Raw genomic sequence first — 15300 nt, forward strand, 5'->3', positions numbered from 1 at the left:
AATAGAGAGTTTACTCCCCAGTGCAACTAGCGCTGGTTTAGCAAGCGCATATAGAGAAATGAAAATCAGCTTTGATGGCCCGATTATTCAAAACACGATGATATTCTACGGTACAATTGCCAGCTTAATTTTTACCGCACTTGTATCAATGACTCAAGAACTTGGTTGGTTTTATATAAAGTTTCATAACATCCCAGAATTAACGACATTGGCCTCTAATATTTTATATAAAGCACCTATCATTATACCTGTAATATGGCTGGCGTTGTTCTCTTCAAAAAGAAGAAGTGAAGCATTACGTTTACAACAAGAGTATGCACATAAGGAAGCCTTGGCAAAGTCATTCCAAAACTTCAAAGCTCAAATTGAGGCATTAGGTGAGGAAACCCCTGTACTCATGAATAAACTTCTTGAGGCGGCAATTGATGCCGTATCAAAAAATGCATCAGACACATTAGATAAGAAGCATGGGGATAAGACACCTGTTCATCAAACACTTGATGGAGCGCTTGACTCATTAGGAAAGATAAAGTCTTTATTAGAGCCTAAAAAACCTCAATCCTAGTTGGCATTGACTTATAGGTTCGAATCGCAAAAAGCAAATTCGTGATTACGATAAGGAAGAACCTATCCATTACAATAAAAAAGCCGCCCATCGGGCGGCATTTTTATTAGAGATAACGGGCTAACAAAAATTACCAGCCGGTTACTTCGCGCAGAGCCTTGCCGATATCGGCCAGGGAGCGGACGGTTTTCACGCCAGCATCTTCCAGCGCGGCAAACTTCTCGGCGGCAGTACCCTTGCCGCCGGAGATGATGGCGCCAGCGTGGCCCATCCGCTTGCCGGGAGGCGCGGTAACACCGGCGATATAGGAGACCACCGGCTTGGTGACGTGGGCCTTGATATAGGCGGCCGCGTCTTCCTCGGCGTTGCCGCCGATCTCGCCGATCATCACGATCGCTTCGGTCTGCGGGTCGTTCTGGAACATCTCCAGAATATCGATAAAGTTGGAGCCTGGGATGGGGTCGCCACCGATACCGACGCAGGTGGACTGGCCAAAGCCCTCGTCAGTGGTCTGCTTGACCGCTTCGTAGGTCAGGGTGCCGGAGCGGGAGACGATGCCCACCTTGCCCGGCTTGTGAATGTGGCCCGGCATGATGCCGATCTTGCACTCACCCGGGGTGATCACACCCGGGCAGTTGGGGCCGATCATCCGCACGCCGGTCTCTTGCAGCTTCACTTTCACATCCAGCATATCCAGGGTCGGGATGCCTTCGGTGATGGTGACGATGAGCTTGATGCCCGCGTCGATCGCTTCCAGGATCGCATCCTTGCAGAACGGTGCCGGCACATAGATGACGGTGGCGGTGGCACCGGTCGCTTCGACTGCGTCACGGACGGTGTTGAACACCGGCAGGCCCAGATGGGTGGTGCCGCCCTTGCCCGGGGAGACGCCGCCGACCAGCTGGGTGCCGTAGGAGAGCGCCTGCTCGGAGTGGAAAGTACCCTGACCGCCGGTGAAACCCTGGCAGATGACTCGGGTGTCCTTGTTGATCAGTACGCTCATCAGTTGGCCTCCGCTGCTTTGACGACTTGCTGCGCGGCATCGGTCAGACTCTTGGCCGCAATGATGTTGAGGCCGCTCTCGGCCAGCTTGATACCACCCAGCTCGGCGTTGTTGCCTTCCAGACGGACCACGACGGGCACCTTGACCCCCACTTCCTTGACCGCACCGATGATGCCTTCCGCGATCATGTCGCAGCGCACGATGCCGCCAAAGATGTTGACCAACACCGCTTTGACGTTGCTGTCGGAGAGGATGATCTTGAACGCCTCGGTCACGCGCTCCTTGGTGGCGCCGCCGCCGACGTCAAGGAAGTTGGCCGGCTTGCCGCCGTGCAGGTTGACGATGTCCATGGTGCCCATGGCCAGACCCGCGCCGTTGACCATGCAGCCGATGTTGCCATCGAGGGCCACATAGTTGAGCTCCCACTGGGCAGCGTGCGCTTCGCGGGGGTCATCCTGTGACGGGTCGTGCATCTCGCGCAGCTTGGGCTGACGATAGAGGGCGTTGGCGTCGATGTTGATCTTGCCGTCCAGGCAGTGCAGGTTGCCCTGCGCGGTGATCACCAGCGGGTTGATCTCCAGCAGCGCGAAGTCGCAATCCAGGAACATCTGGCCCAAGCCCAAGAAGATCTTGGTGAACTGTTTGATCTGATCGCCGACCAGACCCAGTTTGAAGGCCAGCTCGCGCGCCTGATAGGGCTGCGGGCCAACCAGCGGGTCCAGGGTGGCCTTGTGGATCAGATGGGGGGTTTCGTGGGCGATCTTCTCGATGTCCACGCCACCTTCGGTCGAGGCCATGAAGACCACGCGACGGGAGCCACGGTCAACCACGGCGCCCAGGTAGAGCTCTTTGGCGATGTCGGTGCAGGATTCAACCAGGATCTTGGTGACCGGCTGGCCGTTGGCGTCAGTCTGGTAGGTCACCAGATTCTTGCCCAGCCAGTTCTGGGCGAAGGCACGGATCTCATCCTTGCTCTTGGCCACTTTCACACCGCCCGCTTTACCGCGACCACCGGCGTGTACCTGGCATTTAACGACCCAGGTATTGCCGCCAATCTTGTCGGCCGCTTCGGCCGCTTCCTGCGGGGTAGCACAGGCATAACCTTCGGAGACCGGCAGGCCATACTCGGCAAACAGCTGTTTTGCCTGATATTCATGCAGATTCATAGATGCTCTATCCGTGTTGTAGGTATTTCCGTCCGGGGCTCGTGTTTCTCAATCCCCTGTGAGTGGGGGCCTCGGGGGCCCCTCGTTATCTTTCAGTTGGTTGCTCAGACGTCCAGCAGCAGGCGGGTCGGATCTTCCAGGAGCTCCTTGACGGAGACCAGGAAGCCTACCGATTCGCGCCCGTCGATGAGACGGTGATCGTAGGAGAGGGCCAGGTACATCATCGGCAGGATCTCGACCTTGCCGTCAACGGCCATCGGGCGATCCTGGATCTTGTGCATGCCCAGAATGGCGCTCTGGGGCGGGTTGATGATCGGGGTGGACATCAGGGAGCCGAACACACCACCGTTGGTGATGGTGAAGTTGCCGCCAGTCAGCTCATCCACGGTCAGTTTGCCGTCGCGGCCCTTGCCGGCCAGATCCTTGATGGCCTTCTCGATGTCGGCCAGGCTCATGTTGTCGCAGTCGCGCAGTACCGGCGTCACCAGACCACGGGGGGTGGAGACGGCGATGCTGACGTCGAAGTAGTTGTGGTAGACGATGTCGTCACCATCCAGCCCGGCGTTCACTTCCGGATAGCGCTTGAGGGACTCCACCACCGCCTTCACATAGAAGGACATGAAGCCGAGCTTGATGCCGTGCTTCTTCTCGAAGATCTCGCCGTACTGCTTGCGCAGATCCATGATGGGCTTCATGTTGACCTCGTTGAAGGTGGTCAGCATGGCGGTGGTGTTTTTCGCTTCCAGCAGACGCTCGGCGATGCGCTTGCGCAGACGGGTCATCGGCACCCGCTTCTCGCTGCGACCGGCCAGTGCGGCAACCGGTGCGACCGGCGCAGCAGCCACCGGAGCGGCTGCGGCAGGCTTGCTCAGCGCCTTGATGTAGGCTTCCACATCATCCTTGGTGATGCGACCGCCCTTGCCGGTGCCGGTCAGCTTGGCCACATCGATGTCGTGCTCGCCGATCAGGCGACGCACGGAGGGGCTCAGGCCATCGGCGCCATCATCGGCAACCGCTTCGGCCGGCTTCTCTTTGGTCTCTTCACCGGCCACGGCAGCCGCCTTGATGGTGGCGATCAGCTGGCGGGAGAGGACGGTCGCCCCCTCTGCCTGCAGGATGTCGCCCAGCACGCCAGCTTGCGGTGCCGGCACTTCCAGCACCACCTTGTCGGTTTCGATGTCGACCAGCACTTCATCACGGGCAACCAGATCACCCGGCTTCTTGTGCCAGGTGGCAATGGTGGCATCCGCCACTGATTCCGGCAGGTCCGGTACCTTGATCTCGATAGTCATCTAATCAGTTCCTTGTTACTTCTTGTTCAGGGCTTAGGCCAGAGTAAGGGCATCTTCCACCAAGGCTTTCTGCTGCTTGGCGTGGACGGACATGTAACCAACCGCCGGCGAGGCGGACGCCGGGCGACCGGCATAACGCAGGGTGGCTCCGGTCGGCAGCACGTCATCGTAGTTGTGACGGGTGCAGTACCAGGCGCCCTGGTTTTGCGGCTCTTCCTGACACCAGACAAAATCGGTGACGTGGCTGTAATCGGCCAGAATGGCGCGCACTTCCTCTTCCGGGAAGGGGTAGAGCTGTTCGATCCGCACGATCGCCACATCCTTCTGCTCCGCCTTGCGACGGGCGTCGAGCAGGTCGTAATAGACCTTGCCGGAGCAGAAGACCACCCGCTTGACCGCTTTCGGATCCAGCGCGTCGATCTCGCCAATGGCGTTCTGGAAGGTGCCTTCCGCCAGATCTTCGAGCTTGCTCACCGCCAGCGGGTGGCGCAGCAGGGATTTGGGCGTCATCACGATAAGCGGACGGCGCATCGGGCGCACCACCTGACGGCGCAGCATGTGGAATACCTGAGCCGGGGTAGAGGGCACGCACACCTGCATGTTGTGCTGGGCGCACATCTGCAGATAACGCTCCAGACGGGCGGAGGAGTGCTCCGGCCCCTGCCCCTCGTAACCGTGCGGCAGCAGCATGGTCAGGCCGCACATCCGGCCCCACTTCTGCTCGCCAGAGGAGAGGAACTGGTCGACCACCACCTGAGCGCAGTTGGCAAAGTCACCGAACTGGGCTTCCCAGATGGTGAGGCCGGCCGGCTCAGCGCTGGCGTAGCCATATTCAAAGGCCAGTACCGCGTTCTCGGTCAGTACCGAGTCGTAAATCTCGAACGGCCCCTGTTCGTCGTGCAGGTTGCACAGCGGGGTGTAGGTGCTGGCATCGGTCTGGTTGTGCAGCACGGCGTGGCGGTGGAAGAAGGTGCCACGGCCGGAGTCTTCACCGGTAAAGCGGATGCGGGACCCCTTGTCCACCAGGGTGGCGTAGGCCAGGGTCTCGGCAAAGCCCCAATCCACCAGCTTTTCGCCCGCGGCCATCAGACGGCGGTCTTCGTAAATCTTCTCGACCTGACGCTGCAGCACGTGGGTTGCCGGATACTGGCTCACCCGCTCGCCGAGGGCTTTGAGGTGATCCATCGGCACTGTGCTGTCATAGGCCATGTTCCAGTCGTGGCCAAGATAAGGAGTCCAGTCGACGGAGTGCAGCTCCATCGGCCGCCACTCTTTGCTTACGCGCTCGCCGCGATCCAGCGCTTCGCGATACTCGTTGACCAGCGTTGTCGCCTGCTCCTGGGCAATGCTTCCCTCGGCCACCAGCTGATCGGCGTAGATCTTGCGCGGGGTCGGGTGCTGCTTGATCTTCTGGTACATCAAGGGCTGAGTCGCGTTTGGCTCGTCCGCTTCGTTGTGACCGTGACGACGGTAGCAAACCAGCTCGATCACCACGTCGCGCTTGAAGGTGTTGCGATAATCCAGCGCAATCTGGGTCACCAGCACCACGGCTTCCGGGTCGTCACCGTTGACGTGCAGCACCGGTGCCTGCACCGCCTTGGCGATGTCGGTGCAATATTCGGTGGAGCGCAGGTCACGGTGATAGGAGGTGGTGAAACCAACCTGGTTGTTGATGACGATGCGCACCGTCCCGCCCACGCCATAGGCACGGGTCAGAGACATGTTGAAGGTTTCGGCCACCACGCCCTGACCGGCCATGGCCGAGTCACCGTGGATGGTGATGGGCAGCACGCTGGAGCCATCCTTGTCACCGCGACGATCCATCCGGGCACGTACCGAGCCGATGACCACCGGGTTGACGATCTCGAGGTGGGACGGGTTGAAGGCGAGTGCCAGATGGACGTTGCCGCCCGGGGTGGCGAAGTCGGAGGAGAAGCCCATGTGGTACTTCACATCGCCCGTGCCCCAGGATTCGCCATGCTTGCCGGCAAACTCGTCGAACAGGTCCTGAGCACGCTTGCCCAGCACGTTGATCAGCACGTTGAGACGGCCGCGGTGGGCCATGCCGATAACAGCCTCTTTGCAGCCCTGCTCACCGGCGCGACGGATCAGCTCTTTGAGCATGGGGATCATGGCGTCGCCACCTTCCAGCGAGAAGCGCTTGGCCCCCGGGAACTTGGCGCCCAGATATTTTTCCAACCCTTCGGCGGCGGTCAGGTTGTCGAGGAAGCGGGTCTTCTCTTCGAGGGTGTAGCTCCCCTTCCCTTCAATGGATTCGAGACGCTGTTGCAGCCAGCGCTTCTCTTCGGTCGAGGTGAGGTGCATGTAGTCGGCGCCGATGGAGCCGCAATAGGTCTTCTTCAGCGAGGCGTAGAGATCGGAGAGCACCATGGTCTCGCGACCGATGGCGTAGGAGCCCACATTGAAGGTGGCCTCCATGTCTGCGCCCTGCAGGTTGTGGAATACCGGATCCAGTTCGGCGACGGTATCGCGCTGCCACAGACCGAGCGGGTCCAGATTGGCATTCTGGTGACCACGGAAACGGAACGCGTTAATCAGTTGCAGTACCCGCACCTGCTTGGCATCCACTTGCGGATCGGAGACAGGCGCGCTGTAACGGGAGGGATCCTTGGCCAGACGACGGAAATAATCGCGGACCTGGGAGTGGGGTTGTTCAACCGCATGGCCATTGACCTGGGGCAGCTCGCTAAACAGGCTGCGCCACTCATCGGATACGGAGTCAGGATTTTCCAGGAAGGATTCGTACAAATCCTCAATGTAGCTTGCATTCGCACCAGCCAGGTGAGATGACTCCAACCAGGCCTTCATCACGCCGTTATGCATTTCTATCCCTTGTACTTCTTGTTACTGCTACGCAGCTTGTAGGGTTCAAACAGCCATCCTGCCACGGGTGGGATGGCTGTCCGGAAGCAGGGCCGACCTTGGCCGGCCCGAATACTAAACAGCCCGATTGAGCAACATCGACTTGATCTGGCCAATCGCCTTGGTCGGGTTCAAGCCTTTCGGACAGACGTTCACGCAGTTCATGATGCCGTGGCAACGGAACACGCTGAAGGCGTCATCCAGATTACCCAGTCGCTCGGTGGTCGCGGTATCGCGGCTGTCAGCCAGCCAGCGGTAGGCGGCAAGCAGCCCGGCCGGACCGATGAACTTGTCGGGGTTCCACCAGAAGGAGGGGCACGAAGTGGAGCAGCAGGCACAGAGAATGCACTCGTACAGGCCATCCAGCTTGGCGCGCTCTTCGGGGGATTGCAGGTGCTCACGCACGGGCGGCAATTTGTCTTCATTGATGAGGAAGGGTTTGACCTTCTCCCACTGGGTGTAGAACTGGGTCATGTCGATCACCAGATCCCGGATCACCGGCAGGCCGGGCAAGGGGCGGATAACCACGTTATTGCCCTTCTTCAGCAGATCGGAAAGCGGGGTGATGCAGGCAAGACCGTTCTTGCCATTCATGTTGATGCCGTCAGATCCACAGACCCCTTCGCGGCAGGAGCGGCGGAAGGCGAGTGTGGGATCCAGCTCTTTCAACTGGATCAGTGCATCGAGCACCATCATGTCGGAACCTTCAGGAATATCAAGACGATATTCCTTCATATGGGGGACGTTATCAACATCCGGATTGTATCTGTAGACAGAGAAAGTGACGTTCATAGGGCTGGCTCCGCAATCAGTAAGTCCGGACCTTGGGCGGGAACGCCTCACGGGTCTTGGGTGACATGTTGACAGCGCGACGGGTCATGGACTCGGTGTCCGGGTGATAGAGGCTGTGGCACAGCCAGTTCTCATCGTCGCGATCCGGGAAGTCGAAGCGGCAGTGAGCACCGCGACTCTCGGTACGGAAGTTGGCGGCAACCGCCGTGGCAAACGCCGTCTCCATCAGGTTGTCCAGCTCCAGACACTCGATGCGCTGGGTGTTGAACTCTTTGGAGGTGTCATCCAGACGGGCTGACTTGAGGCGCTCGCGGATAATCTTGAGCTCGGCCAGCCCTTCTGCCATCGCCGCACCTTCGCGGAATACGGAGAAGTTGTTCTGCATGCAGCGCTGCAGGTCTTTGCGGATCTGCACCGGGTCTTCCCCGTCACGGCAATTTTCCCAGCGGTTGAAGCGGGCCAGCGCGGCATCGAGATCCGACTCGGAGGCATCGCGGCCGTGATCCATCTCGCCCAGGGTGTTGACCAGATGCATGCCGGCAGCTCGGCCGAACACCACCAGATCCAGCAGGGAGTTGCCGCCCAGACGGTTGGCGCCGTGCACCGAGACACAGGCAATCTCGCCCACCGCAAACAGACCGACTACCGGCACATCATTGCCGTTCTTGTCCTGAGTCAGGCACTGGCCATTCACGTTGGTCGGCACGCCACCCATCATGTAGTGGCAGGTCGGGATAATCGGGATCGGCTCTTTGACCGGATCCACGTGAGCGAAGGTGCGAGAGAGCTCGCAGATGCCAGGCAGACGGGATTCCAGTACCTCTTTGCCGAGATGATCCAGCTTGAGCTTGATGTGCGGGCCCCAGGGACCGTCGCAGCCACGCCCTTCGCGGATCTCGATCATGATGGAGCGGGCCACCACGTCGCGACCGGCCAGATCCTTGGCGTTGGGGGCATAACGCTCCATGAAGCGCTCGCCATCTTTATTGAGCAGATAACCGCCTTCACCGCGGCAACCTTCGGTCACCAGCACCCCTGCCCCGGCGATGCCGGTCGGGTGGAACTGCCACATCTCCATGTCCTGCACGCCGACCCCGGCACGCAGCGCCATGCCGACGCCGTCACCTGTGTTGATATGGGCGTTGGTGGTGGACTGGTAGATGCGACCGGCGCCGCCGGTAGCCAGCACGGTGGCCTTGGCCTTGAAGTAGACGACTTCACCGCTCTCCATGTCGATGGCGGTACAACCCACCACGTGGCCGTCCTGGTTCTTCACCAGATCCAGCGCATACCACTCGGAGAAGACGGTGGTCTTGTTCTTGACGTTCTGCTGATAGAGGGTGTGCAGCAGGGCGTGACCGGTACGGTCGGCCGCAGCAGCGGTACGGGCAGCCTGCTCGCCACCGAAATTCTTGGACTGACCGCCAAACGGACGCTGGTAGACAGTGCCATTGTCGAAACGGGAGAAGGGCAAGCCCATGTTCTCCAGCTCATAGATGGCTTCGGGGCCGGTCTTGCACATGTACTCGATGGCTTCCTGATCACCGATGTAATCGGAGCCTTTTACGGTGTCATACATGTGCCACTGCCAGTTGTCGTCGTGGGCATTGCCCAGCGCAACCGTGATGCCGCCCTGGGCGGAGACAGTGTGAGAACGGGTCGGGAAGACCTTGGACAACAGAGCGCAGCTCTTGCCGGACTGGGCAATCTGCAGCGCGGCGCGCATGCCGGCACCACCGGCACCAATCACGACCGCATCAAATTCACGAGTTGGAATAGTCACCTTACACACCCCACAGCACGACGAAACCCGTCATCAGATAGACAAACAGCACCACGACCAGCGCGAACTGCAGCGCACCGCGCAATCCCACTGGCTTGATATAGTCGGTCAGCACCTGCCATAGACCGATCCAGGCATGGATCAATACGCACAGCAGAGCCAACAGGGTGAAGACCTTGGTGAAGGTGTTGGCGAAAAAGCCGGTCCACACCTCGTAGGTGATGTCGTTGAACGCGACAAAACCGACCAGATAGAGGACATAGCAGGTCATGATGAGGGCGGTGGCGCGGATCAGGATGTAATCGTGTACGCCGCTGCGCCCGAAGGTTGCAGAATTGGTTACCATACAAGCACTCCCGCCAATATTGCCAGAACCGCGGTGATCACGAAGGCCACACGGGCGCTCTGATTGCCGGATTCCAGCTCTTCCCAATAGCCCATATCCATAACCAGATGACGCAAGCCGCCCACAATGTGGTATGCCAGCGCAGTCAGGATCCCCCACAGCACGAGTTTGACCAGGAAGTTGTCCATGATGGCAACCACGGTTTCAAACCCTTCGGGAGAGGCGAGTGAAGTACCAAGCATCCACAGCAAGATGCCCAGTGCAACAAAGGTGATTACCCCTGATACACGGTGCAAGATGGATGCAATGGCAGTGACAGGAAAGCTGATCGTCTGTAGGTCGAGGTTGACCGGTCTCTGTTTGTTTTTCACGCTTGCCCACTCAGCTCCATTGAGCACGTTAGTTATTGTTTTAACTCGTTTCTGAGGGCACGGGATGGTGATTGTTGGTTATTTGTTACCAAAACACTCTGAAAAAGCCAAAAATCCGGTTTTCGGTTTCACATCAGTCTTTGCCAAAGCGTTTCAAACACCCGCAGCCATGACCCACGTGGCGCAGTATATCGGCGGGCTTAACCGAAGACAATCAAATAGCTACAAAGAAAACACAAAACCGCAAACCTGATCGCATATTTTATTTAACATTTAATTAATGGCCATCCAGCAAAATTGACATTGATAGGGAACTCTGTTTCAAATAAGGCGCTCCAGCCACCTCGGTATGGGTAACAACCTTTGCCAGCGTCATAAAAGTCGTAATAGAGTAGGACTGGAACCAAATTATAAAGAGCAAAGGAGACGTGCTATGGCTGATAAAATAGCCACCCTACACCTGCCCGGGAAAGATCCGGTTGAATTGCCGATCCTCTCCGGAACAGTCGGACCGGATGTCATTGATGTCAGAAAGCTGGGTGCGCAAGGGTATTTCACCTTTGACCCGGGCTTCATGGCGACCGGTTCTTGCAAGTCCGCCATTACCTATATCGACGGGGATCAGGGTGTCTTGCTGCACCGTGGTTACCCGATTGCCCAGTTGGCCAAAGAGTCCAACTACCTCGAAGTCTGCTACATCCTGCTCTACGGCGAGGCACCGACCAAGGCCCAGTTCGCCGAATTCCAGCGCACCGTGACCCGTCACACCATGGTGCACGAGCAGATCGCCTTCTTCTTCCGCGGCTTCCGTCGTGACTCCCACCCCATGGCCATCATGTGTGGCGTGGTGGGTGCCCTCTCCGCTTTCTATCACGACGCCCTTGATATCAATAACGAACAGCATCGCGAGATCTGCGCCTTCCGCCTGCTCTCCAAGATGCCGACCCTGGCCGCCATGTGCTTCAAGTACTCCATCGGCCAGCCGTTCATGCAACCGCGCAACGCCCTCTCCTACGCCGGCAACTTCCTGCACATGATGTTTGCGGTGCCGACCGAAGAGTACAAGGTCAACCCGGTGGTTGAGCGCGCCATGGATCGCATCTTCACCCTGCACGCTGATCACGAGCAGAACGCCTCTACCTCGACCGTTCGTCTGGCTGGCTCCTCCGGCGCCAACCCGTTTGCCTGTATCGCGGCCGGTATCGCCTCCCTGTGGGGCCCGGCTCACGGTGGTGCCAACGAGGCCTGCCTGCGCATGCTGGAGGAGATCGGCTCGGTGGATCGCATCCCCGAATACATCGCACGCGCCAAGGACAAGAACGACTCGTTCCGTCTGATGGGCTTCGGTCACCGGGTCTACAAGAACTACGACCCCCGTGCCCAGGTGATGCGCGAGACCTGCCACGAGGTGCTTAAAGAGCTGCAGATCAAGGATCCGCTGCTCGACGTCGCCATGGAGCTGGAGCGCATTGCGCTCTCCGACCCCTACTTCGTCGACAAGAAGCTCTACCCGAACGTGGACTTCTACTCCGGCATCATCATGAAGGCGATCGGCATCCCGATGAACATGTTCACCGTGATCTTCGCCATCTCCCGCACCATCGGCTGGATCGCCCACTGGAACGAGTTCCACTCCGATCCGGATGGCAAGATCGGCCGCCCGCGCCAGCTCTACATCGGTGAACCGCTGCGCAAGTTCATCCCGATCGACGAGCGCTAAGCGCTTGAGTCGACATGGTTTGTTACAAAGGCGGTCATTGACCGCCTTTTTATTTATCGCTCTAATGCCCCTTTCAATTCGAAGGAGTGCCCATGAAACCTCTGCTTGTCAGCGCCGCCCTGCTGCTCACCGCCTGTCAGGGCACCACGGCCCCACAGGGTGAGACCCTCTACATCAACAGCCAGCTGGTCGATTGTGTCGGGGTCGGGCCAATGCAGTGCATGCAGGTGCGCAGCGACGAGCAGCAGCCCTGGACGCTTTTCTATCAGCAGATCGAGGGTTTCCAGTTCGAGCCGGGCTACCGCTACCAGCTCACCGTGAGCAAGGAGCAGCTCACCAACGTGCCGGCGGATGCCTCCTCCCTGCGCTACCAGCTGATCAAGGTGGTCAGCAAGGTCGCCAGCAAGTAACGGCAGGATCAAAAACGGGGGATGGCGCAGGCCATCCCCCGTTTGTTATCACTGTCGCTTCACTGGAGCGACTATCGCGGCGGCAACACCATATGGAGCAAGGGATAGGGTTTACCCTGACCATCCAGCGGCGAGCGGCCCGTCACGGCGAACCCCATCTTTTGGTAGAAACCCACCGCCTGCTCATTCTGCTCGTTGACGTCAACCAGCGTCGCGCCGCACTGGCTGATGGCATGTTCCACCAGCCGGCGACCCACACCACTGCCGCGCACCGCCGGCGCCACAAACAGCATCTCTATCTTGCCATCGCATAGCCCGCAAAAACCGGCAATGCGCCCCTCCTCCGTCCGGGCACAGTGCAGTGTCACCGCATCGAAGTAGTGCTCCAGAATAAGGGGCTTGAGCGCGAGGATCTCGGCCTCGGGCAGGAAGTGGTGGGTCGCCCGCACCGAGGCCTCCCACAGCGCGATCAGGGCCGGATAATCGGCCCGCGTTGCAGTATCAATCTTCATCAATGACTCTTTGTTGCAGCCCGCAGGATGGCTGTGGCCTCCCCGCGGGCCAATCTGATTAGCGCGCCTGCACCGCCTGCAGCAGCACCGACACATCGGCACCAAAGCTGCGGGTACGGATCGCCTCGCGGATCTCCGCTTCGCTGTAGCGGCTGCCCGGATAGACCACCACGCAGGAGGTGTCGCCAGGCTTGAGGAAGTGGGTCTCGCCAAACGGGGTATAACGGGTGGCACCGATGCTGATGAGCGCGTGGGGAGGATGTCCCGCCTGCGCCAGCAGCCCCTGAATGTGCTCCGCCGGCCCTTCATCCTGCTGATGGTTGAACTTGTCGATGGCCCAGTCGAGCAGCTTGCCGTGGAAGTAGCTGTAGTCGATGGCGGCGCTGTCTACCCCATAGGCGTGCAGCTCGCCATCGCGCTCCAGATAGCAGGCGATGCGATAGTCATCAAGCTCGCAGCCGGCGGCAAAACCGCTGAGCTGCAGCAGATTGGCCGCCAACCCCTTGCTCTCTTCGCCCCAGTTCTTCTTCTCGCTGATCTTCTTGGCGTTGGGACGACGGATGGAGCAGTCGTTATAGGCGCCAAAGGCACGGGGATGGATCGCCACCACCTGCTTGCCCGCATACTCCAGCTCGCACCAGAGCGCCACTTCCGGCTCAATCTGCACCTTCTCGTCACCGCTGACCGCCGCTTCCGGCAGGAAGATGGCGTTATTGCTCAGCGGGAACACCCCGAGCTGACCCGGATGGCCCGGCACGAAGAAGGGGAACAGCGCCTTGGGCGCCGTGGTATCGCGCACCACGACGGCCACGAAATCCGACGCTTCACCCGCCTGCTCCAGATGGCCGGCGAAATTGCCCGCTACCCCGAGTCCGATAAACTTGCTCTCTGCTGTCACTTGCATCTTGCTCACCTGCATCTTGCCAACGCAAGGTAGCAGGCCCGTCGCCCACTACCGCTAAAGTGGCAAGATTAAACCACAAGGCCCCCGCCTTCGCCCAGTCCGGCCCTGCGGCGGTGTGCGCCAGCCCGCTTTTTTGGCCCCGACTGGCGACGCCTGGCGCCATTTCAGTCACCTCATCCACCTCGTCCGCCACCCGGCCGGTCATCTTGTCGCCATCAGCAACAGATCTGCCTTGTAGCAAGCAGCCAACGCCCCGGAGAAGCGAAAAACAGGGTGCAACAGCGGAAAGCCGGGCTCACCAATCGATATAAACAAAAACGAGGGCATTCAGCCCAAAAGCATAAATTTTACTTATAGTGACCAGTTTGGACCCTCTCTGCCCCGCAGGCTGCCCGCCAAGCCCCCTGCGGTCATCTTCCGACCTCTTTCTCCCTTTCTTCTCTTTGGCCTGCGCACCAACTTTGCTAGGCTGCCTGCCAAACAGACTCACAGAGAGATCTTCTTGATGTCACAGGCACACTTTCAGGGCCGCTTCGAAGTCGAGTTCAAATATCGGCTGGCAGATCGCCCCGCCTTCCTCAAGGCGCTGCTCGCCCTCAATCCAGAAGTGATGCTGGAAGACAATCTGGAGCGGGATCGCTACTTCGACACCCCGGACGATGCCCTTGCCCGCGCAGGCAAGAGTCTGGCGATCCGCACCATGGAGCCCTCCGGCATCCAGCTCTGGATCGTCAAGGGGCCCGAGGCGGATCGCTGCGAAGCAGTCAATATCAGCGATGCCGACAAGGCTGCCAGCATGCTCTTGACCATGAACTACCAGCAAGTCCTCGAGATCACCAAACAGCGCAGCATCTACTTCCTTGGCCCGTTTCACGTCACCCTGGATCATCTGACCGGGATCGGCGATTTTGCCGAGCTGGCCATCATGACCGATGACGAGGCACGCCTGCCTGAATTTCGCCAGCAGCTGCTCACGTTGGCTGCGCGGCTGGGGCTAGCTCCCGAGATGGAGGAGCCCCACTCCTACCGCACCCTGTGCAGCCAGCACATGCAGGCAACACACACCACACACCCAGAGGATTCAACCCGATGATCGACAAACTCGCCTGGCTCACCTTCAAGGATCAGCAACTGCTCTGCGCCCGCTCCCACGGCAAAGCCATCTACTACATCCCCGGCGGCAAGCGCGAGCCGGGCGAGAGCGACGAAGCGGCCCTGATCCGCGAGATTGACGAGGAGCTGGCCGTCACCCTGCAACCCGATACCCTGCGCTTTGCCTGCGAGTTCAGCGCCCAGGCCGATGGCAAACCGGCCGGGGTCGAGGTGCGGCTGCGCTGCTACACCGGCCAGGTCAGCGGCACCCCGGTCGCCTCGGCCGAGATTGCCGAGCTGCGCTGGCTCGACAGCAGCCATCTCGACGAGATCTCCCCCGTCTCCCGCCTGCTCTTTGGCTGGCTCAAGGAGCAGGGGCTGATCCGCTAACTGGCCGCAGCCTCCTTGCATCACGGCCCGAGCACACGGTGGCTGAACCGCAGGCAGGATACCGTTCAAAC

The 15300-nt window shown here is 59.5% G+C and carries 16 protein-coding genes; 6 read left to right on the plus strand and 10 right to left on the minus strand.

The genetic code is table 11. The features are described from left to right. On the plus strand, nt 1–565 hold a 565-nt coding region (locus AACS24_RS01705; RefSeq protein WP_219927749.1), incomplete at its 5' end, for a hypothetical protein. A gap of 130 nt (nt 566–695) precedes the next feature. On the opposite strand, the gene sucD is transcribed toward AACS24_RS01705, so the two are convergent. The 8 genes from sucD to sdhC all read right to left on the minus strand — a co-directional run bounded on the left by sucD (nt 696) and on the right by sdhC (nt 10201). Further along, nucleotides 696–1568: a succinate--CoA ligase subunit alpha gene (gene sucD, locus AACS24_RS01710; RefSeq protein ID WP_005346088.1), complete on the minus strand. Its 873-nt coding sequence runs from the start codon at nt 1566–1568 to the stop codon at nt 696–698. After that, nucleotides 1568–2734, minus strand: a complete 1167-nt coding sequence (sucC, locus tag AACS24_RS01715) for an ADP-forming succinate--CoA ligase subunit beta (RefSeq protein WP_108572161.1) — start codon at nt 2732–2734, stop codon at nt 1568–1570. The genes sucD and sucC overlap by 1 nt, the downstream gene beginning before the upstream one ends. 104 nt (nt 2735–2838) lie before the next feature. Then, nucleotides 2839–4026, minus strand: a complete 1188-nt coding sequence (gene odhB, locus AACS24_RS01720; protein WP_033116131.1) for a 2-oxoglutarate dehydrogenase complex dihydrolipoyllysine-residue succinyltransferase — start codon at nt 4024–4026, stop codon at nt 2839–2841. 33 nt (nt 4027–4059) lie between these two features. Then, the gene (gene sucA, locus AACS24_RS01725) at nt 4060–6870 is read right to left on the minus strand and encodes a 2-oxoglutarate dehydrogenase E1 component (protein ID WP_108572162.1); all 2811 of its coding nucleotides are present in this window, start codon (nt 6868–6870) and stop codon (nt 4060–4062) included. 114 nt (nt 6871–6984) lie between these two features. Next, nucleotides 6985–7701 carry a succinate dehydrogenase iron-sulfur subunit gene (locus tag AACS24_RS01730; protein WP_041210304.1) on the minus strand — a complete coding sequence of 239 codons (717 nt, stop codon included), beginning with the start codon at nt 7699–7701 and terminating at the stop codon, nt 6985–6987. Between the two features lie 16 nt (nt 7702–7717). Then, a complete protein-coding gene (sdhA, locus tag AACS24_RS01735) occupies nt 7718–9484 on the minus strand; it encodes a succinate dehydrogenase flavoprotein subunit (protein WP_108572163.1) in 1767 nt (588 codons plus the stop codon). A gap of 1 nt (nt 9485) precedes the next feature. Beyond that, nucleotides 9486–9830: a succinate dehydrogenase, hydrophobic membrane anchor protein gene (gene sdhD, locus AACS24_RS01740; RefSeq protein ID WP_033116135.1), complete on the minus strand. Its 345-nt coding sequence runs from the start codon at nt 9828–9830 to the stop codon at nt 9486–9488. Next, entirely contained in the window at nt 9824–10201 is a 378-nt protein-coding gene (sdhC, locus tag AACS24_RS01745; protein WP_181364280.1) for a succinate dehydrogenase cytochrome b556 subunit, read from the minus strand. The genes sdhD and sdhC overlap by 7 nt, the downstream gene beginning before the upstream one ends. Before the next feature lie 64 nt (nt 10202–10265). Here sdhC and AACS24_RS01750 point away from each other — a divergent pair, with 64 nt between their 5' ends. The 3 genes from AACS24_RS01750 (at nt 10266) to AACS24_RS01760 (ending at nt 12331) form a co-directional block, all read left to right on the plus strand. Further along, nucleotides 10266–10454, plus strand: a complete 189-nt coding sequence (locus tag AACS24_RS01750; protein ID WP_146181447.1) for a hypothetical protein — start codon at nt 10266–10268, stop codon at nt 10452–10454. Nucleotides 10455–10634: 180 nt separating this feature from the next. Further along, a complete protein-coding gene (locus AACS24_RS01755; RefSeq protein WP_108572165.1) occupies nt 10635–11921 on the plus strand; it encodes a citrate synthase in 1287 nt (428 codons plus the stop codon). Nucleotides 11922–12013: 92 nt separating this feature from the next. Beyond that, nucleotides 12014–12331 carry a DUF4377 domain-containing protein gene (locus AACS24_RS01760; protein ID WP_108572166.1) on the plus strand — a complete coding sequence of 106 codons (318 nt, stop codon included), beginning with the start codon at nt 12014–12016 and terminating at the stop codon, nt 12329–12331. A 71-nt stretch (nt 12332–12402) separates the two neighbouring features. Here AACS24_RS01760 and AACS24_RS01765 read toward each other — a convergent pair whose 3' ends face one another. Both AACS24_RS01765 and AACS24_RS01770 read right to left on the minus strand, forming a co-directional pair. Next, complete coding sequence (locus tag AACS24_RS01765) at nt 12403–12843, minus strand: acetyltransferase (protein ID WP_108572167.1); 441 nt, start codon at nt 12841–12843, stop codon at nt 12403–12405. 58 nt (nt 12844–12901) lie between these two features. Then, nucleotides 12902–13747, minus strand: coding sequence for a DUF5718 family protein (locus tag AACS24_RS01770; protein ID WP_108572168.1), 846 nt, complete (start codon nt 13745–13747; stop codon nt 12902–12904). A 505-nt stretch (nt 13748–14252) separates the two neighbouring features. Here AACS24_RS01770 and AACS24_RS01775 point away from each other — a divergent pair. Together AACS24_RS01775 and AACS24_RS01780 are read left to right on the plus strand one after the other, a co-directional pair. Next, the gene (locus tag AACS24_RS01775) at nt 14253–14840 is read left to right on the plus strand and encodes a class IV adenylate cyclase (protein ID WP_108572170.1); all 588 of its coding nucleotides are present in this window, start codon (nt 14253–14255) and stop codon (nt 14838–14840) included. Further along, nucleotides 14837–15229 carry an NUDIX hydrolase gene (locus AACS24_RS01780; RefSeq protein ID WP_108572171.1) on the plus strand — a complete coding sequence of 131 codons (393 nt, stop codon included), beginning with the start codon at nt 14837–14839 and terminating at the stop codon, nt 15227–15229. The genes AACS24_RS01775 and AACS24_RS01780 overlap by 4 nt, the downstream gene beginning before the upstream one ends. Nucleotides 15230–15300 lie beyond the last annotated feature (71 nt).

The organism is Aeromonas sp. HMWF016 (genome assembly GCF_963878195.1).
GTDB lineage: Bacteria > Pseudomonadota > Gammaproteobacteria > Enterobacterales > Aeromonadaceae > Aeromonas > Aeromonas lacus.

Coding starts and splice junctions, on each gene's coding strand:
- sucD (WP_005346088.1), bottom strand. CDS start 1,568: ATGAGCGTACTGATCAACAAGGACACCCGAGTCATCTGCCAGGGTTTC.
- sucC (WP_108572161.1), bottom strand. CDS start 2,734: ATGAATCTGCATGAATATCAGGCAAAACAGCTGTTTGCCGAGTATGGC.
- odhB (WP_033116131.1), bottom strand. CDS start 4,026: ATGACTATCGAGATCAAGGTACCGGACCTGCCGGAATCAGTGGCGGAT.
- sucA (WP_108572162.1), bottom strand. CDS start 6,870: ATGCATAACGGCGTGATGAAGGCCTGGTTGGAGTCATCTCACCTGGCT.
- AACS24_RS01730 (WP_041210304.1), bottom strand. CDS start 7,701: ATGAACGTCACTTTCTCTGTCTACAGATACAATCCGGATGTTGATAAC.
- sdhD (WP_033116135.1), bottom strand. CDS start 9,830: ATGGTAACCAATTCTGCAACCTTCGGGCGCAGCGGCGTACACGATTAC.
- AACS24_RS01750 (WP_146181447.1), top strand. CDS start 10,266: ATGGTGATTGTTGGTTATTTGTTACCAAAACACTCTGAAAAAGCCAAA.
- AACS24_RS01755 (WP_108572165.1), top strand. CDS start 10,635: ATGGCTGATAAAATAGCCACCCTACACCTGCCCGGGAAAGATCCGGTT.
- AACS24_RS01760 (WP_108572166.1), top strand. CDS start 12,014: ATGAAACCTCTGCTTGTCAGCGCCGCCCTGCTGCTCACCGCCTGTCAG.
- AACS24_RS01765 (WP_108572167.1), bottom strand. CDS start 12,843: ATGAAGATTGATACTGCAACGCGGGCCGATTATCCGGCCCTGATCGCG.
- AACS24_RS01770 (WP_108572168.1), bottom strand. CDS start 13,747: ATGCAAGTGACAGCAGAGAGCAAGTTTATCGGACTCGGGGTAGCGGGC.
- AACS24_RS01775 (WP_108572170.1), top strand. CDS start 14,253: ATGTCACAGGCACACTTTCAGGGCCGCTTCGAAGTCGAGTTCAAATAT.
- AACS24_RS01780 (WP_108572171.1), top strand. CDS start 14,837: ATGATCGACAAACTCGCCTGGCTCACCTTCAAGGATCAGCAACTGCTC.